The 16,955-nt window shown below is 68.5% G+C and carries 14 protein-coding genes; 5 read left to right on the top strand and 9 right to left on the bottom strand.

Going from position 1 to position 16,955, the window contains the following annotated elements; translation table 11 throughout:
- Window positions 1–94 precede the first annotated feature (94 nt).
- The gene (locus AC57B5_RS21050; protein WP_486704480.1) at window positions 95–643 is read right to left on the bottom strand and encodes an outer membrane protein assembly factor BamE; all 549 of its coding nucleotides are present in this window, start codon (window positions 641–643) and stop codon (window positions 95–97) included.
- A 156-nt stretch (window positions 644–799) separates the two neighbouring features.
- On the opposite strand from AC57B5_RS21050, the gene fur reads away from it, so the two are divergent.
- The 3 genes from fur to AC57B5_RS21035 all read left to right on the top strand — a co-directional run bounded on the left by fur (window position 800) and on the right by AC57B5_RS21035 (window position 4,178).
- On the top strand, window positions 800–1,225 hold the full coding sequence (gene fur / locus AC57B5_RS21045) for a ferric iron uptake transcriptional regulator (RefSeq protein WP_013804774.1): 426 nt from the start codon (window positions 800–802) through the stop codon (window positions 1,223–1,225).
- A gap of 143 nt (window positions 1,226–1,368) precedes the next feature.
- Entirely contained in the window at window positions 1,369–2,946 is a 1,578-nt protein-coding gene (locus AC57B5_RS21040) for a DUF1800 domain-containing protein (protein ID WP_192368500.1), read from the top strand.
- Between the two features lie 17 nt (window positions 2,947–2,963).
- Window positions 2,964–4,178, top strand: a complete 1,215-nt coding sequence (locus AC57B5_RS21035; protein WP_012207808.1) for a DUF1501 domain-containing protein — start codon at window positions 2,964–2,966, stop codon at window positions 4,176–4,178.
- Window positions 4,179–4,186: 8 nt separating this feature from the next.
- On the opposite strand, the gene sigJ is transcribed toward AC57B5_RS21035, so the two are convergent.
- The 5 genes from sigJ to AC57B5_RS21010 all read right to left on the bottom strand — a co-directional run bounded on the left by sigJ (window position 4,187) and on the right by AC57B5_RS21010 (window position 11,194).
- Complete coding sequence (sigJ, locus tag AC57B5_RS21030) at window positions 4,187–5,146, bottom strand: RNA polymerase sigma factor SigJ (RefSeq protein WP_496400261.1); 960 nt, start codon at window positions 5,144–5,146, stop codon at window positions 4,187–4,189.
- Between the two features lie 70 nt (window positions 5,147–5,216).
- The gene (locus AC57B5_RS21025; protein ID WP_012207810.1) at window positions 5,217–5,717 is read right to left on the bottom strand and encodes an NUDIX hydrolase; all 501 of its coding nucleotides are present in this window, start codon (window positions 5,715–5,717) and stop codon (window positions 5,217–5,219) included.
- A gap of 89 nt (window positions 5,718–5,806) precedes the next feature.
- On the bottom strand, window positions 5,807–6,331 hold the full coding sequence (locus AC57B5_RS21020) for a GNAT family N-acetyltransferase (protein WP_043783050.1): 525 nt from the start codon (window positions 6,329–6,331) through the stop codon (window positions 5,807–5,809).
- Window positions 6,332–6,425: 94 nt separating this feature from the next.
- On the bottom strand, window positions 6,426–7,427 hold the full coding sequence (locus AC57B5_RS21015) for an HD-GYP domain-containing protein (RefSeq protein WP_012207812.1): 1,002 nt from the start codon (window positions 7,425–7,427) through the stop codon (window positions 6,426–6,428).
- Window positions 7,424–11,194, bottom strand: a complete 3,771-nt coding sequence (locus AC57B5_RS21010; protein WP_496400260.1) for a PAS domain S-box protein — start codon at window positions 11,192–11,194, stop codon at window positions 7,424–7,426. Before AC57B5_RS21010 ends, AC57B5_RS21015 begins: the two co-directional genes overlap by 4 nt.
- Window positions 11,195–11,344: 150 nt before the next feature.
- Here AC57B5_RS21010 and AC57B5_RS21005 point away from each other — a divergent pair, with 150 nt between their 5' ends.
- On the top strand, window positions 11,345–11,605 hold the full coding sequence (locus AC57B5_RS21005) for a DUF2061 domain-containing protein (protein WP_013804781.1): 261 nt from the start codon (window positions 11,345–11,347) through the stop codon (window positions 11,603–11,605).
- Window positions 11,606–12,032: 427 nt separating this feature from the next.
- Here the strand turns inward: AC57B5_RS21005 and AC57B5_RS21000 are convergent, their stop codons facing one another.
- Window positions 12,033–13,001 carry a LysR family transcriptional regulator gene (locus tag AC57B5_RS21000; protein WP_496400259.1) on the bottom strand — a complete coding sequence of 323 codons (969 nt, stop codon included), beginning with the start codon at window positions 12,999–13,001 and terminating at the stop codon, window positions 12,033–12,035.
- Window positions 13,002–13,246: 245 nt separating this feature from the next.
- Here AC57B5_RS21000 and aptA point away from each other — a divergent pair, with 245 nt between their 5' ends.
- Complete coding sequence (gene aptA / locus AC57B5_RS20995; RefSeq protein ID WP_013804783.1) at window positions 13,247–14,605, top strand: omega-aminotransferase AptA; 1,359 nt, start codon at window positions 13,247–13,249, stop codon at window positions 14,603–14,605.
- Window positions 14,606–14,684: 79 nt separating this feature from the next.
- Here the strand turns inward: aptA and AC57B5_RS20990 are convergent, their stop codons facing one another.
- Together AC57B5_RS20990 and AC57B5_RS20985 are read right to left on the bottom strand one after the other, a co-directional pair.
- Window positions 14,685–15,701, bottom strand: coding sequence for a Bug family tripartite tricarboxylate transporter substrate binding protein (locus AC57B5_RS20990; RefSeq protein ID WP_013804784.1), 1,017 nt, complete (start codon window positions 15,699–15,701; stop codon window positions 14,685–14,687).
- 113 nt (window positions 15,702–15,814) lie between these two features.
- On the bottom strand, window positions 15,815–16,831 hold the full coding sequence (locus AC57B5_RS20985; RefSeq protein ID WP_333905580.1) for a FadR/GntR family transcriptional regulator: 1,017 nt from the start codon (window positions 16,829–16,831) through the stop codon (window positions 15,815–15,817).
- Between the last annotated feature and the right edge of the window lie 124 nt (window positions 16,832–16,955).

Here is a 16,955-nt window from a genome sequence, read left to right as displayed (position 1 = left end):
TGGACAGCAGGCAAAAGCGGCGCCAGGCAGGCGCCGCGGCGGCCGCCATCCACGGAAAAACGCCCGCATGCCTTGCGGCGCGCGGGCGGCGATATCAACGGGCGCCGGATTCCAGTGGCGGGTAGCTGGCCGCTGCGGCCGGCGGCTCGGCGGCCACGGGCTCTTCCACAGGCTTGGCGGCCGGGAACTTGGACAGCTGCTCCTCGCTGGCTTCCAGCTGCGGAATCTTGCCCAGCTTCTTCTTGGAGCCCAGGCTGGCGACGAATTCGGCCTCGGTGGGCATCTCGTCGCCTTCGGAGCGGGCAAACAGGTCGCCGTTGAAGAAGACGGTCAGCTTGCGCACCTGCGAATCGACGCCGGGGCGCTTGATGGTGAACACATATTCCCAGCGGTCGGCGTGGAATACGCTGGTGACCAGCGGCGTGCCGAGAATGTCGCGCACCTGCTGGCGGCTCATGCCGGGCTGCAGGGCCTCGACCTGTTCACGGGAGACGAAGTTGCCTTGGACGACCTCGACCTTGTAGGGAGTGACGACATTGGCGACTCGGTGCGCGGCGCCATCGAGGCTGCTGCAGCCTGCCAGCGCCACCCCGATCGACAGCATCAGGGCCGCACTCGTGCGGCAACGGGCTTGAACATGCATTGGTATCAGCATAGGGATATGATCGTGGATCATTGTAGCGGCTGGTCCCTAGGGCTTGCGATCATGCGACGCCCCTGGCACCAGGGCCATTTTGTTCGCCGCCCCGCGCCTGCCATGGTGGCAGTCCAGCGGGCAGTCTCTGCCAAAGACCCAGACATGAAGAACATCGACGAACTCAAGAGTACCGGCCTGAAGGCCACGCTTCCCCGACTGAAGATCCTGGAGATCTTCCAGACGGGTGCGCAACGCCACATGACGGCCGAAGACGTGTTCCGCGTGCTGCTGGACGAACGCTCGGACATCGGCCTGGCCACGGTCTACCGCGTGCTCACGCAGTTCGAGCAGGCCGGCATCCTCATCCGCAGCAATTTCGAGAGCGGCAAGGCCGTCTACGAACTCAATGAAGGCCAGCACCACGACCACTTCGTGTGCACCAGCTGCGGCAAGGTCGAGGAGTTCTACGATCCCGATATCGAAAAGCGCCAGAACCTGATCGCCAAGGCCAAGGGCTGGGTGATCCAGGACCATTCGATGGCCCTGTACGGACAGTGCGCGGAATGCGCGAGCCGGCCCAGCAAATAAGGCCGGATCCCTCAGAAAAAGCGGAGTGTGAAGCACTCCGCTTTTTTTTGCCTTTTACTTTTTGCTACCGGCGCGTTACAGGGCGAAGCACATGGGCGGAGGATGCTGGCATCCAATGGATGCCCCCTACCCACCGAGACACCATGCGCCGCACATCGCCGTTCGCCATCGCTCTCACGTTCTGCGCCATCACCCTGGCCACGGGCTGCGCGCCCCTGCAGGCGCCGCCCTCCTCCGCAACGCCTGCACTCCATGCCCTGCCCGATGCGCCCCTCACCGCCGCGCAGCGCCAGCAATGGCTGGACCGCGTGACCTGGGGCGCCACCGACAGCGAGGATGCACAGCTGCAGCGCCTGGGCCTCAAGGCCTGGCTGACCCGGCAGTTGCAGCCCGGCCCCCGGCCGCTGCCGCCGCAGGCACAGCAGCGGATTGACCAGCTGGCCATCAGCCAGCGCCCCATGAACGAGGTCTTGCTGGAACTGGAGACCCAGCGCAAGGCCGTGCAGGAGGCGGCATCGGCCGATGAAAAGGCCACGCTGCAGCAGACCTACCAGCGCACGCTGAACCAGTTGGGCAACGATGCCCAGAAGCGCTTCGTGATCCGCGCGCTGTACTCGCCGGCACAGCTGCAGGAGCAGATGACCTGGTTCTGGATGAACCATTTCAGCGTCAGCCTGCGCAAGGCCGATATCCGCGCCTGGGTGGGCGACTACGAGGAGCAGGCCATACGCCCGCATGCGCTGGGCAGCTTCCGCAGCCTGCTGGAGGCCTCGCTGCGCCACCCGGCCATGCTGCGCTACCTGGACAACGCCAGCAATGCGGCAGGCCGCATCAACGAGAACTACGCGCGCGAACTGCTGGAGCTGCACACCATGGGCGTGGGCAGCGGCTACACCCAGGCCGATGTGCAGGAGATGGCGCGCATCCTGACCGGCGTGGGCATCAGCCTGCAGCCGGCCGGCACGCCGCCGCCGCGCATGCGCCCCGAGCGCCAGGGCGACTACCTGCGCTCGGGCTTTTTCGAGTTCAACCCCAACCGGCACGACTACGGCCCCAAGACCTTCCTGGGCCAGCCCCTGCACGCACGCGGCATGGCCGAGGTCCAGGAGGCGCTGGACCGCATCGTCGCCTCGCCGGCCACGGCGCAGTTCATCGCGCGCAAGCTGGCGGTGTTCTTCATTGCCGACGATCCGCCGCCCGCCCTGGTGCAGCGCACGGCCCAGGCCTTCACGCGCAGCCGGGGCGATATCGCGGCCACCGTGGCCACGCTGCTGGCCGATCCCGAGGCCGCCCGCTTCGGCCGCAAGTTCCGCGATCCGCTGCACTACGTGCTGGCCGCCACGCGGCTGTCGGTGGACCAGCGCGTGGCGGCCGACGTGGCGCCGGTGCTGGGCTGGGTCAACCGGCTGGGGCAGAACCTCTATGCGCATGAGACGCCGGACGGCTATCCGCAGATGCAGTCCGACTGGGCCAGCTCGGGCCAGATGGCGGCGCGCTTCGAGGTGGCGCGCCAGATCGCCACGCGCAGCGCCGTGCTGTTCCGCGCCGACCCCGCAGACGCGCTGGAGAAGCCGCCCTACCCCACGCTGTCGGAATTGGCCAGCGTGCGCCAGCGCCTGCCGCAGTGGAGCCAGGCCACGCAGGCGGCACTGGCCCAGGCCCGCAATCCGGCGGACTGGAATACCTACTTCCTGTCCGCCCCCGAAATGATGTTCCGCTGACCCCCGGGAGTCTGTCCATGCAGCGACGCCACTTTCTGTCCCTGGCCTCCACCCTGCCCTTTGCCGCCCACCTGGGCCGGCTGCAGGCCGCCACGCCCCGGCCAGCCACGCCGCGCCTGCTGCTGGTGTTCCTGCGCGGCGCCTATGACAGCAGCAATCTGCTCGTGCCCACGCACAGCGACTTCTACTACGAGGCCCGCCCCAGCATCGCCATTGCCCGGCCCGGCGAGGCCCGGGGCGCCCTGGCGCTGGACGACCGCTGGGGCCTGCACCCGGTGCTGCAGGACAGCATCCACCCGCTGTTCCAGGCAGGCCAGGCCTGCTTTGTGCCCTTTGCGGGCACGCACGACCTGTCGCGCAGCCATTTCGAGACGCAGGACTCCATCGAGCTGGGCCAGGGCCTGGACGGGCGCCGCAGCTACCAGTCGGGCTTTCTGAACCGGCTGGCCCAGGTGCTGGGACAGGATGGCCGCACGGCGGTATCGCCCATGGCCTTCACGCCCCAGCTTCCGCTGCTGCTGCGCGGCAGCCTGCCGGCCGCCAACATGGCGCTGGCATCCGTGGGCAAGGGCGGCCTGGACGATCGCCGCAGCCAGGCCATTGCCGCCATGTACGCGGGCACGGCCCTGGGCCCGGCCGTGCAGGAGGGCTTTGCGGTGCGTGATGCCGTGCAGCGCAGCGTGCAGGAGGAAATGGACCAGGCCGGGCGCAATGCCATCAGCGCACGCGGCTTTGCCCTGGTGGCGCAGCGCATGGCGGCCCTGATGCGCGAGCGCTTCGACCTGGGCTTCGTCGATGTGGGCGGCTGGGACACGCACGTGGCCCAGGGCGGCGCCACGGGTGCGCTGGCCGGGCGGCTGGACGAGCTGGGCCGGGGCCTGGCCGGCTTTGCCCAGGAGATCGGCCCCGAGGCCTGGCGGCATACGGTGGTGGTGGTGATCAGCGAGTTCGGCCGCACCTTCCGCGAGAACGGCAACAAGGGCACGGACCACGGCCACGGCACGACCTACTGGCTGCTGGGCGGCGGGCTGTCCTCGCGCGCGGGCGGGCGCATCGTGGGCGAGCAGGTCGAGGTCAACCAGAAAAACCTGTTCCAGAACCGCGACCATCCCGTGCTCAACGAGTACCGCGCCGTGCTGGGCGGCCTGTTCCAGCGCATGTATGGATTGAGCCCGGCCCAGCTGCAGCGCGTGTTCGAGGGCGTCACGCCCCGCGATCTTCAGTTCATCTGACCCTCTGGCTACGCTGCCGGGCCTGCCGGGCCTGCCGGGCCTGCAGGGAACGGCAGTGGCGCCGGCACGGCCACGCCGGCCAGCTTGTCGGGGTTGCGCAGCGTGTAGATGCAGCGGATCAGGCCGTCCTCGACCAGCAGCGTCTGCACGGACTCCAGTTCGCCGTCGATGCAGCGCAGCAGGCCCGGCAGGCCGTTGACGCGCGCCAGGTGCAGGGTCTGGCGCTGGCCGTTGCGCCGCATGCGGCGCGTGGTGGCGAAGTACAGCAGGGCCAGGCGCCGGCCCGTCTCCAGCACGCGGCCGAACGAGGGCACCTTGCCGCCGCCGTCGCTGATGAGCTCGGCATCGGGCGCGAACAGCGCCTGGATCTGCGCGAAGTTTCCCCCCTGCACGGCCTGCGCAAAGCGCTGCAGCAGCGCGGCATGGGCCTCGGGCGGTGCGGCAAAGCGCGGGCGGCCGGCCTGCACATGGCTGCGGGCGCGGTGCACGAGCTGGCGGCAGGCGGCCTCGCTGCGGCCCAGGGCCTGGGCCACCTCGGCATAGTCGGCATCGAAGATCTCGCGCAGCAGGAAGGCCGCACGTTCGTCGGGGGTGAGCTGCTCCAGCACGAACATCAGGGCCGTGGACACGTCGTGGGCACGCTCCAGCAGGTCTTCGGCCGAGGGCGCGGCCTCCTCGGCCCAGGGCTGAACCAGGGGCTCGGGCAGCCAGAAGCCCTGGTAGTGCTCGCGCTCGGCACGCAGGCGGCGCAGCCGGTCTATGGCCAGGCGCGTGGTCACGGAGACCAGCCAGGCCTCGGGCTGCTCTATGCCGGCGCGCTCGGCGCCATGCCAGCGCAGCCAGGCTTCCTGGACCAGGTCTTCGGCATCGGCGCGCTGGCCCAGCATGCGGTAGGCCAGGCCGAACAGGCGCGGGCGGTGGCGCTCAAACAGCGCCAGGGGATCGTCGGTGACGGAGGAGGTCTGCATGCCATCAAGACGCGGGAGCGTGGCGTTTTGTGACAGACAGGGCCGGCATGGTGCTCGGTGCCTTGGTGACTCAGTGGGGCTGCGGAGCCTGCATCACGCTGGGATCGGTATGGATCAGCTCCAGCGGATAGCGGCGGCCGGCCAGGTAGTCCTCGATGCTTTGCATCACCAGCGGGCTGCGGTGCTGGGCTGCGCAGGCCTTCAGTTCGTCCAGCGTCATCCAGACCGTGCGCAGGATGCCGTCGTCCAGCGGCTGGCCGGGCCGGAAGTCGCCCAGCTCGCCCGTGAATGCAAAGCGCAGATAGGTGATGTCCGAACCCGTGCGCGTGCGCACGAAGCGGTTCAGGTAAATGCCGACCAGGGCCGTGGGCACGAAGTCGTGCGCGGTTTCCTCATCGACCTCGCGCACGCAGGCGGCGATGGGCGACTCGGCCGGGTCGAGATGGCCGGCGGGCGTGTTGTAGCGCACGCCATCGGCCGTGTCTTCTTCCACCAGCAGAAAACGGCCATCGCGCTCAATGATGGCCGCCACAGTGACATTGGGTTTCCAGCGATCGGGCATGGCGCGCATTATGACCAGAGGCGGCCACCACGTCCCCGGCCAAAACCCCATCAACACGCCCTCAACACGCCCTGCCGGCCACCCACGCGACACCGCGCCTATAGCGGCCGGACCATGTACAGCGCACCGTCGCCATAGCTGTCCAGGCGCTGCTGCTGCAGCGGGTTCACCAGCGCCTGCACGGCATAGCCATGGCGCTCCCAGTAGCCGCGCGAGCCCTGCACCGAGACCAGGGCCGTGTGGCGCAGGCCCTCGGCACGCGCCCTGTCCCACAGCGGCGCCAGCAGCGCGCGCGCCAGGCCCTGGCCTGCAGCGTCGGGGTGCACGGCCATGTCGTGCAGGTAGAGGGTGTCGGCCTGCTCCACGGCTTCGAAGTCACCGTGCAGCGGGGTGATCTTGGCCATCCGGCTGCGGTAGGCCGCGAGGTAGGCGCGCACCCGGCCGCCCTGCTCCAGCGCCAGCGAGCAGTTCGCCGCGCTGGCCAGGCGCCGCGCAAAGACCTCGCCGCTCTCGGCATAGTCCGCGCCATAGCAGGCCAGCTGGATGTGCAGCAGATCGGACAGGTCGGCAGCGGTCAGTGCGCGGACATGGAAGCGGCCAGCGAGGGGCGGGGGAGAAGACATGGACAGGTCATTTGAGCGCCGATGGCAGGCCCGCCAGGGTAAGCGATGGCCCATGCCCCAGCATGCCCTGCCGGAATCGGTGCTGCCGGTGCGGTCAATCCTTCCAGCGCTCGCGTATGTCTTCGAGCTGCGGGCGCAGGCCGATGAACAGCGGCACCAGGCGCGGGTCGAAATGGGCGCCGGCCTGCTGCTCTATGTGCTCCATGGCGTCGTCCACGGTCCAGGCGTGCTTGTAGGGGCGCTCCGTGGTGAGGGCATCGAACACGTCGGCCACGGCCACGATGCGCGAGGCCAGCGGAATGTCCTCGCCCGCCAGACCCTGCGGGTAGCCCGTGCCGTCCCATTTCTCGTGATGGGTCAGCGCAATGCTGTAGGCCATCTGCAGCACCTGGGAGTCGTGCTCGCCGATGATCTCGGCGCCGATCTGCGGATGGCGGCGCATGACGGTCCATTCCTCGGCCGTCAGCGGGCCGTTCTTGAGCAGGATGGCGTCGGGGATGCCGATCTTGCCCACGTCGTGCATGGGCGCGGCGTTGAGCAGGTCGTCGGCCCACTCGTCGGTGCAGCCGGCTGCCAGCGCCAACGTCTTTGCGTAGTGGCTCATGCGGATCACGTGCATGCCGGTTTCGTTGTCGCGGTACTCGGCCGCGCGGCCCAGGCGCTGCACGATCTGCAGGCGGGTGCTGCGCAACTCGTCGAGCTTGACCAGCGACAGGTGGTTGCGCACCCGCGCGCGCACCACGGGCGCACGCACGGGCTTGACGATGTAGTCCACCGCGCCGGAGGCAAAGCCCAGCGCCTCGTCCTGCCCGTCCGACAGGGCCGTGATGAAGATCACCGGGATGCGGGCGGTGTCGGCCTGTGCCTTGAGCTGGCGGCACACGGCGTAGCCATCGAGCTCGGGCATCATGATGTCCAGCAGGATCAGGTCCGGCTGGTGCTGTGCCAGCTGCAGTGCCTTGCGCCCGTCCGTGGCGAACGAGAGCCGGTAGTCCTCGCCCAGGATCTGGCGCAGCACATGCAGGTTGGTCGGGTCGTCATCGACCAGCAGCAGGCGCGGGCGCTTGTCCGTTGCCAGTAGATTGGGCGCATTCATGCTCTGTCTCCATCGATCGAGGGCAGTTGCTGCTGCAGCTGCTGGGCGCATTCCTGCGCACGCTCGAAGTCGAAATTATCCAGTGCCTGCTGCAGTGGTTGCAGCTGTTCGGCCGTCAGTATGCGCACCAGGGCCTGCATGGCCTGCCCGTCCAGCTCCCCGCTTTGCAATGCGGCAACGATGCGCTCCAGCCAGGGCCGGGCATCGGCCGGCAGGCAGGACGCGCCGCCCTGCGGCCCGGCATCGGCCACGGGCGGCGCCGGTGCCGTGCCGCCGGGCAGCGCCTGGCCCGCGACCTCGGCCACCGGCATGGCAGCCGGATGGCGCTGGCGCAGCTCCTGCGTCACCGCATCCAGCGCCTGCTGCAACTGGTCGATGAGGGCAAGCAGCTGGGGCTGCGGGGCGCCATCCTGCGCATGGCCTTCCAGGCGCGATGCCAAGCGGTATACGGCCTGCAGCCCCAGGTTGCCTGCCGCGCCGCGCACGCGGTGCGCCAAGCCCACCAGGGCTTCGGTCCCCGGGCGCTGCAGGGCGCGGCGCAGGCGATCGGCCAGATCAAGCTGCTCGTTCAGAAAGCGCCGAATGGCGGCCACCAGCGGATCGACCCGGCCCCACAGCGCAATGCCCGAGGCCCAGTCCACCGTGACATCGGGCAGCCCCGCCTGGGCGCTGGCGGGTGCGGGCGGCCTGGCCTCCTTGAGCGCCACCTGCAGCGACAGCAGCCGCGCGATCTCGGCCTGCAGCCGCGCCATGTCCAGCGGTTTGGAGGCAAAGCCGTCCATGCCGGCGGCGCTGGCGTCGCTGCGGTCCTTCTCCAGCACGCTGGCCGACAGCGCGACGATGGGCACGGGCCGGCGCTGCAGCTGCCGCTCCCAGACGCGGATGGCGCGCGCCGCCGCCAGGCCATCCATGCCCGGCATCTGCAGGTCCATCAGCACCACGTCGAAGGGCGGCTCCTGCGCCTGCACGCAGCGCAGCGCCTCGGCGCCGTCATGCGCCAGCGCCATCTGGTGGTTCTGGCTGGAGAAGTTGATCTGCAGCAGCTCCAGGTTCTCGGGCACATCGTCCACGGCCAGGATGTGCAGCGGCGGCAGGCCGCGGCTGGCCGCGCCGCGCTCGGACAGCGGGCTCTCGCCGACCGGCAGGGGCAGGCGCACCTCGAACACCGTGCCCACGCCCACGGTGCTGTGCAGCTGGATGCTGCCGCCCATGAGCTCGGCCAGCTGGCGCGAGATGGTCGTGCCCAGGCCCGTGCCGCCAAAGCGCCGCGTGGTCGAGGCATCGGCCTGGGCGAAGGGGTCGAAGATGCGGTGGATCTTCTCGGGCGCGATGCCGATGCCCGTGTCATGCACATCGAGCTGCAGCACGCCCTGCTCGTAGCGCACGCGCAGCAGCACATGGCCACGCTCGGTGAACTTCACGGCATTGCCCAGCAGGTTCACCAGGATCTGCTGCACGCGCATGCCGTCGCCACGCAGGGCCGCCGGCGTGTGCGGGTCGTAGTCCAGGCGCAGGTCCAGGCCCTTGCGGTCGGCCGTGATGCGCAGCGACGCCAGGATCTGCTGGCACAGCTCGCGCACCGAGAAATCCTCGATCTCCAGCTCCACCGCGCCCTTGTCGAGCTTGGCCGTGTCCAGGATGTCATTGAGCAGGCGCAGCATGGAGCGCGCCGCGTAGTGCACCGTGTCCAGATAGCGCGCCTGCGTGGGCTGCAGGGCGGTTTCGCGCAGCGCCTCGGTGAAGCCGATGATGGCGTTCATGGGCGTGCGGATTTCGTGGCTCATGTTGGCCAGGAAGGTGCTGCGCGCGGCGGCGGCCGCCTCGGCATGCTCCTTGGCCAGCACCAGCTCCTGGGCCAGCTTGCGCTGGGCACTGATGTCGGTGAGCAGCTTGACGATCTTGTAGGGCCGGCCGTCGGCGTCGCGTATGGGGTTGTAGGTGGCCTGCACCCAGATGCGCCGCCCCTCGCGCCCGCAGCGCAGGAATTCGCCGGCCTGGAACTCGCCCTCGGCCAGGCGGCGCCAGAACTGCACATGCTCGGGCGTGTGGGCATAGCCGGGCTCGCAGAACATGCCGTGGTGGCGGCCCGCGACCTCGTCGAGCCGGTAGCCGAACAGGTCCAGGAAATTGCGGTTGGCGCGCAGCACTTGGCCCAGCAGGTCGTACTCGATGGTGGCCAGCGACAGGTCGATGGCGCGCACCGTGCCCTCGAACTCGGCATTGCGCACGCGCGCCGCCGTCTGGTCCATGATCACGCCGTCGATCCAGGTCAGCTCGTCGTGCTCGTTGAAGACGCCGCGCCCGGTCTCGGACACCCAGCGGGTGCTGCCGTCGCGGTGCAGCAGGCGGTAGTCGGCGTTGTAGGTCTGGCGCCGTGACAGCGAATGCGAGACCGCAGCCTCCAGCCGGTCGCGGTCCTCGGCATGGATGAGCCGGTCCCAGCCCGTGAGTCCGTCCGTGAAGTCCTGCTCCGTCCAGCCGGTCAGCTCCTTGATGGAGCGGCTGAGCAGCAGCGGCGTCCACTTGCCGTCGTACAGGCAGCGGAAGGTGGTGCCGGGCACGTTGTTGATCAGGGTGCGGTACTGCTCCTCGCTGCGGCGCAGCGACTGCAGCATCTGGCGGCGCTCGCGGATGTCGGTCACAAAGCCCACGAACAGCGGATCACCCGCAATCGCCACCCGGCCCACGGCCAGGCGCACGGCGATCTGCGTGCCGTCCTTGTGCAGGGCATGGACATCGCGGCTGGAGCCGAGCAGGCCTGCAAAGCCCGCGGCCAGCTGCTTTTCCAGCGAGCCGCCCTCACCATCGCAGCCCGACGCAGGCATGAGCAGGCTGGCGCTGCGGCCCAGCACCTCCTGCGCCGTCCAACCCAGCAGCCGCTCGGCCGCGCCGTTGAACGAGACGATGCTGCCGCGCCCGTCGATCATCACGATGCCGTCCACCGCCGTATCCACCACGGCGCGCAGGCGCGACTCGCTGCGCTGGACCTGCCGGTAGATCTGGCGGTAGCGCAGCGTCATGTTGACCGCGAGCACCAGGCCGAAGATCAGCACCACCACGCCCACGATGGAGAACACCAGCAGCGCATGCGTGGGCGCCTCCTGCTGCGCCAGCGCATCGATACCGGGCTTGAGGCGCAGTGCGTACAGGCCCGCATAGTGCATGCAGGAAATGGCCAGGCCCATGACTATGCCGGCGACCAGGGTGGGCCACAGGCGGCCCGTGTTGCCCAGCCGAAAGCGCACCCACAGCGACAGCATGGCCATGGTGGCGGCCACGATCACCGACAGCAGCACGCCCCAGGGGTCGTAGAGCATCAGGCTCCAGGTCTGGGCCGCCGCCATGCCGATGTAGTGCATGGAGCCAATGCCCAGCCCCATGAGCACGCCGCCGCCGACCAGCGCCTGGGCGGACAGCCGGGGCCGCACCATCAGCGTCAGCGCCAGCCAGGACGCCAGCATGCTGGGCAGCATGGACAGCGCGGTGATCCAGGGGTCGTAGTCGCCGAAGGTGCAGGGCACAAAGGCGAGCATGCCGATGAAGTGCATGGCCCAGATGCCGGCGCCCAGGCAGAAGGCGCCGGTCAGCACGCCGGTGCGGCGTATCCGGGGCGAGGCGGCATTGCGCGCCAGCCCCGCGATCTGCATGGCCATCATCGACGTGGCCACGGCCACCCCCACCGACAGCGCCACCAGGCCCGGATGCAGCCACTGGAACCACTGCGGATGGGGTGCCCATCCGAGCACGAAGATCTCGTCCCAATTCATGGCGCCCCCCCTGAATGGCACAGGGCCACGGCACCTGCCTGCCCGCCATCGATAGTCTTCATTTCTTTGATAATCATTTTCGATTGGCCGCAGCTATTGATCACACCTAGCATGGAGTCTCATCACGAGAAAAGCCCCGAGGAAAGCCCCATGACCCGCATCCGCCAGACCCTGCACCACCACCGCCACACGCTGATGAAAACCGCCAGCTACTACGTCATCCACGTCACGGTGGCGGCGGCCGTGGCCTATGCCGTGACCCGCAACCTCTGGGCCGCGCTGACGCTCAGCCTGCTGGAGCCCACCGTCCAGGCCGTGGCCTTCTTCTTCCATGAAAAGCTCTGGGAACGGGGCCTGCGCCGCCGTGCCGATGCCGCCGCCGCGATGGCGCCGCCCACGGCTGCAGCCTGAGCCTGCCGGGAGCACGGAGATGAACATGCCCATGCCCATGCCGACACCCATGCAGCCCCTTGGCGCAGATTCATTCGGGAAATGGCTGGCCGAGACCCTGGCCAGGATGGTCGATGGCGGCACGGGCTGAAACCCGGCCCTGCCGTGGCGGCAAGAGAGGTGGACATGGCGGCGCATGGTGGCAAGAACCCGGGAAATGCGAAATCGTTGGTATCAAGGCGCTGCTCGTACGGCCCAGGGCCGACACGGAATCCATGCATGCATGTCGGCGCAATCGGGGCGGACTGAAGCCCTGGCCCCGGCCACAATGCCAAACATTGTCAAGCGCATACGCTGCAAAAACCTGAGCACAAGCTGTGCAAAAACCTGTGCACATCCTGATATCAAACCTGTGAATTTCCTCTTTTCAAGGCTGTGATGAACCCGTTCATCCATGGTGCACGGCCAGCAGCGCGTCAATGAACACCCGGGCCGCACGCCCAGGGGCCACGGCATTGCGCCAGACGGCGAAGAAATCGCACAGATAGAAAAAGCGGTGCGGTGCCACGGCCTGCAGCAGGCCCTGGTCCTGCATGGCCTGTGCATAGTGATCGGGCAGAAAGCCCAGGTAGCGGCCCGATCGCACCAGCATGGCAATGGCCTCCTGGTCAAAACCCGTGGCTTGGCGCTGCAGGCCGGCCTGGTGGCTGAGCGCCATGTTGGGCGACTGGTAGCCCAGGCCTGCGAAGGCATGCGCACCCAGGCTGTCCCAGTCCAGCGTGCCATGGTCGGCGCCATGCAGCGGATGGCCGGGAGCGCAGTACAGCTGCATGCGCTCGCCAAACAGCCGGGCGCTGTCCAGCGCGCCCGAACTGGGTGCCGATGGCAGCACGCCCACCTGCCAGCGCCCCTCCATCAGCCCGCGCTCGATGGCCTGGATGGAGGCCACATGCAGGCGCAGATGCAGCTGCGGCGCCTGGTCGTGCAAAACGCCGATCGCCTCGGGAATGCGCGACTGCGGATTGCCCACGGTCTTGTCGAACAGCGCCACGTCCAGCGTGCCGGCCAGCCGGCCATGGATGTCGTCCACCTGGCCCAGGAAGCCTTCCACGCCACCGAGCAGTTGCAAGGTGGCCTCATAGATGCGGTGGCCTTCGGGCGTGAGTGCGAAGCCCGCGCGCCCGCGCCGGCACAGCGTCAGGCCCAGGCGCTCCTCCAGGTCCTTCATATGGCGGCTCAGCGTGGAGCTGCCGATGTTCAGCTCCAGCTCGGCAGCCGACATGCCGCCGCACTCGACCACGGCCTTGAACACGCGCAGCAGGCGCAGGTCCATGTCGCCCAGCTGGCCCAGCGCGGCCCGCGCGCGCCCGTCCCGCGCCGGGCGGCCTGGGGTGCTGTCCATCGAAAAATCCGCCATCGCCCTTCGCCTCCCGGTGCCCGCCTGAACCGGCCACCACTACAGGGGAGCCACTATAGGCGAGCACCAGGGCGGCATCGGCCATGGATTCCCACAATGCGCGCTCTCCGGGCCCGGACCGGCAAGCCCCTGCTCACTTGCAGGAATCCGCAAGTGAACCTCGATATCACGCACTTCGAGAAATCAAAAGGCACGATCACAATGGGCCGGTTCCTTTATTTCTTTCCCGGCCCGAGGAGATCACCATGACCCTGGTTCCCACCGAACAAGGCGCTGCAGCCGCCACGCGCACCGATGCCGCCTGGCTTGACGCCCACTGGATGCCCTTCACCGGCAACCGCGAGTTCAAGGCGCGCCCGCGCATGATCACCAGCGCCCAGGGCGCCTACTACACCGATGCCGACGGCCGCAAGATCTTCGACGGCCTGTCGGGCCTGTGGTGCTCGGGCCTGGGCCATGGCCGCCGCGAGATCGCCGAAGCCATCGGCCGCGCGGCCCAGCAGCTGGACTATGCGCCGGCCTTCCAGTTCGGCCACCCGGCCTCGTTCGCGCTGGCCAACAAGATCAAGGAGCTGACGCCTGCAGGCCTGGACCATGTGTTCTTCACGGGCTCGGGCTCGGAGGCGGCCGACACGGCGCTGAAGATGGCGCGCGCCTACTGGCGCGCCAAGGGCCAGGGCGGCAAGACCCGGCTGATCGGGCGCGAGAAGGGCTACCACGGCGTGAACTTCGGCGGCATCTCGGTCGGCGGCATGGTGGGCAACCGCAAGACCTTCGGCCAGGGCGTGGAGGCCGACCACCTGCCGCACACGCAGCCAGCGCTGGGGTCCTTCCACAAAGGCATGCCCACCACCGATGGCCGCGCGCTGGCCGACCGGCTGCTGGACCTGATCGCCCTGCATGACGCCAGCAACATCGCAGCCGTCATCGTCGAGCCCTTCTCGGGCTCGGCCGGCGTGGTGATTCCGCCGGCCGGCTACCTGCAGCGCCTGCGCGAGATCTGCACGCAGAACAACATCCTGCTGATCTTCGACGAGGTCATCACGGGCTTTGGCCGCTGCGGCGCCATGACGGGGGCCGAGGCCTTCGGCGTCACGCCCGACATCATGAACATCGCCAAGCAGGTGACCAATGGCGCCCAGCCCCTGGGCGCCGTGGTGGCCAGCAAGGAGATCTACGACACCTTCATGGCGGCCGGCGGCCCCGAGTACATGCTGGAGTTCCCGCACGGCTACACCTACTCGGCCCACCCCATTGCCTGCGCAGCAGGCGTGGCCGCGCTGGACCTGCTGCAGCGCGAGGACGGCCCGGGCCGCGTGCGCGCACTGGCCCCGTTCTTCGAGCAGGCCGTGCACAGCCTCAAGGGAGCAAAGCATGTGGCCGACATCCGCAACTTCGGCCTGGCTGCGGGCTTCACCATCGAGTCGCTGCCCGGCGAGCCGGCACGCCGTCCCTACGAGATCGCCATGAAGTGCTGGGACAAGGGCTTTTACGTGCGCTACGGCGGCGACACCATCCAGATCGCGCCGCCCTTCATCAGCGAGAAGGCCGAGATCGAGCGGCTGGTCAGCGCCCTGGGCGATGCCCTGACGGAAACGAACTGAGCATCTCCGGCACATGAGAAAAGCCCCTGGGCCGTGAGGCCGCAGGGGCTTTTTACATGGCAATGGCAAGGCTGCGGAATCAGTCCAGCGTGATGCCCGCGTTCTTGATCACATCGCGCCACTTGTCCACTTCCACGCGCAGGAACTGGGCCGAGGCATCGGGCTTGAGGCCCGAGGGCAGCACGCCCATGGCGTCCAGCTTTTCCTTGACCTCGGGCGCGGGCAGGGCCTTGGCGATCTCGGCGTAGAGCCTGTCCACGATGGGCTTGGGCGTGCCTGCGGGCACGGCCGCGAGGAACCAGGCATCGGCCGTGAAGTCCTTGAGGCCGGCCTCGGACATGGTGGGCACGTCGGGCATGGACTGCAGGCGTTCGTTGTGGGCCACGGCCAGGGCGCGCACCTTGCCGGCCTTGAGCTGCGCGGCAATCGTCACGGCCGTGAGAAAGCCGAAGTCGGTCTCACCGGCTGCCAGCGAGACCACGGAAGGCGCGCTGCCCTTGTAGGGCACGTGGCCGATCTTGACCTTGGCCTGCATGGCATACAGCTCGGCGCCCAGGTGATTGGGGCCGCCCGTGCCCGACGAGGGGTAGTTGAGCTTGCCGGGCTGGGCCTGGGCCGCCGCCGTCAGCTCCTTGAGCGAGTGGAACGGGCTTTGCGCGCCCACGGTGAGCACCAGCGGGCTGCGTGCCACCAGGCTGATGGGCGCGAAGTCGCGCAGCGGGTCATAGGGCAGCTTGGTGTACAGGCCCTTGGCCATGGCCATGCAGCCCACATCGCCCAGCACCACGGTGTAGCCGTCGGCCGGCGCCTTGGCCACCAGGTCGCAGCCGATGGTGCCGTTGGCGCCGGGCTTGTTGTCCACCACCACCGTGGTGTGCATGCTCTCGCCCATCTTTTGCGCCAGCAGGCGGCCCAGGATGTCGGTGGAGCCGCCAGGCGCAAAGGGCACGACCAGGCGAATGGTCTTGGACGGATAGCTGCCTGCGCCCTGGGCATGGGCGAGGGGCGCCGCCAGCGTGGCCGCCAGCGCCAGGCCGCCGGCCAGGGCGCGCCACAGGGCAGGGGTACGGGAAGATGCGAAAGGGGTTTGTCTCATGCTGTTGTCTCGTGAGGGGGTGGAATGCGTGAAGGCCGAGCGCGCGGCAGCATACCAGCAGCGGGCGGCGCGAAACGCGTGGCCTGGGCCGGCAATGACCGGCGCGGGACAGTTCAGGAGGCCGCGCGCTTGCGTGCGGCGGCGGCACGCGCCGACAGTGGCTTGGCGGGCGCCTTCGGAGCCGCCTTTGCGGTGGTCTTCGCGACGGCTTTTGCGGCGGTCTTTGCGGCCGGCCTTGCCGTTGTTGTTGGCGCTGCTTTTGCTGCCGGTTTCGGTGCCTTTTTTGGTGCAGTCCTCGGCACTGCCATCGCAGGCTTTTCCACCGGCTGCACCGCGCGTTGCGGACGCGGGCTGCGCAGGCTGTCGGCATCCAGGATGAGCCGCCCCTGGATGCGGCCCTTCATGCGCTTGACGCTGCTGGCCGCGTCCCGCATGTGCTGCTGCATCAGCGCATGCACCTTCACGGCATCGCGTTCGCGTGCGGCCTGCACGATGTCGCGGTGGATCCGGGCATTGGCCTCGCCAAAGCGCCGGTGCTCGGACTGGGGCGTGCGGTTGGCGAAGACGATGAGCTGGCGAATCATCTCGTTGATGAGCTCGCAGGTGAAGCGCAGGAAGGGGTTGGGATTGGCCGCTGCAAGAATGTCGTGGAAGTTCACGTCCTCGCGCCGCTGGCTCACCAGGTCCTCGCTGCTTTGCGTGGGGTCGCAGCAGGCGATGCTGTGCTCCAGCGCGTCGAAATCCGCCTCGGTCAGATGCGGTACGGCGCCTGCCGCCAGCTCGGGCTCCAGCATCTGGCGCACCGTGTAGATGTCGTCGATGGTCACCTCCTGGAAGAACAGGTAGTTCTGCATGAACTGCAGCGTGCGGTCCAGCGGCACCTCGACGACCGTGCCACCGCCCGAAGGGCCGGTGGAGATGGTGATCAGCCCCTGCACTTCCAGCGATTTGAGGGCCTCGCGGATCGTGCCCTTGCTGACCTGGAACTGTGCCTGCAGCTCGCTTTCGCGCGGCAGGCGGTCGCCGGGGCTGAGGTTCTTTTCGGTGATCAGGCGCTTGATCTCCTGGGCCACGAGATCCGGGCGCTTGAGCTGCCGGATTGCCAGGGAGGGCGACTTGGGTGTATCCATTGTTGTGTTCTCCGGAAGGGCACCGGATCGTGTCCGCGCCCAGTCTGCATGCGGGTTTGGTGCAGTATGCACCGCCATGGCGCGTGGCCGTGCCCGCCTAGGGTTAGCACGCGCCCTATTTCTT

Source organism: Delftia sp. BGA-UO-ETr-SB1 (assembly GCF_059567865.1).
Note: the sequence above shows the minus strand (reverse complement) of the source record. Positions and strands in the feature narration are given on the sequence as shown.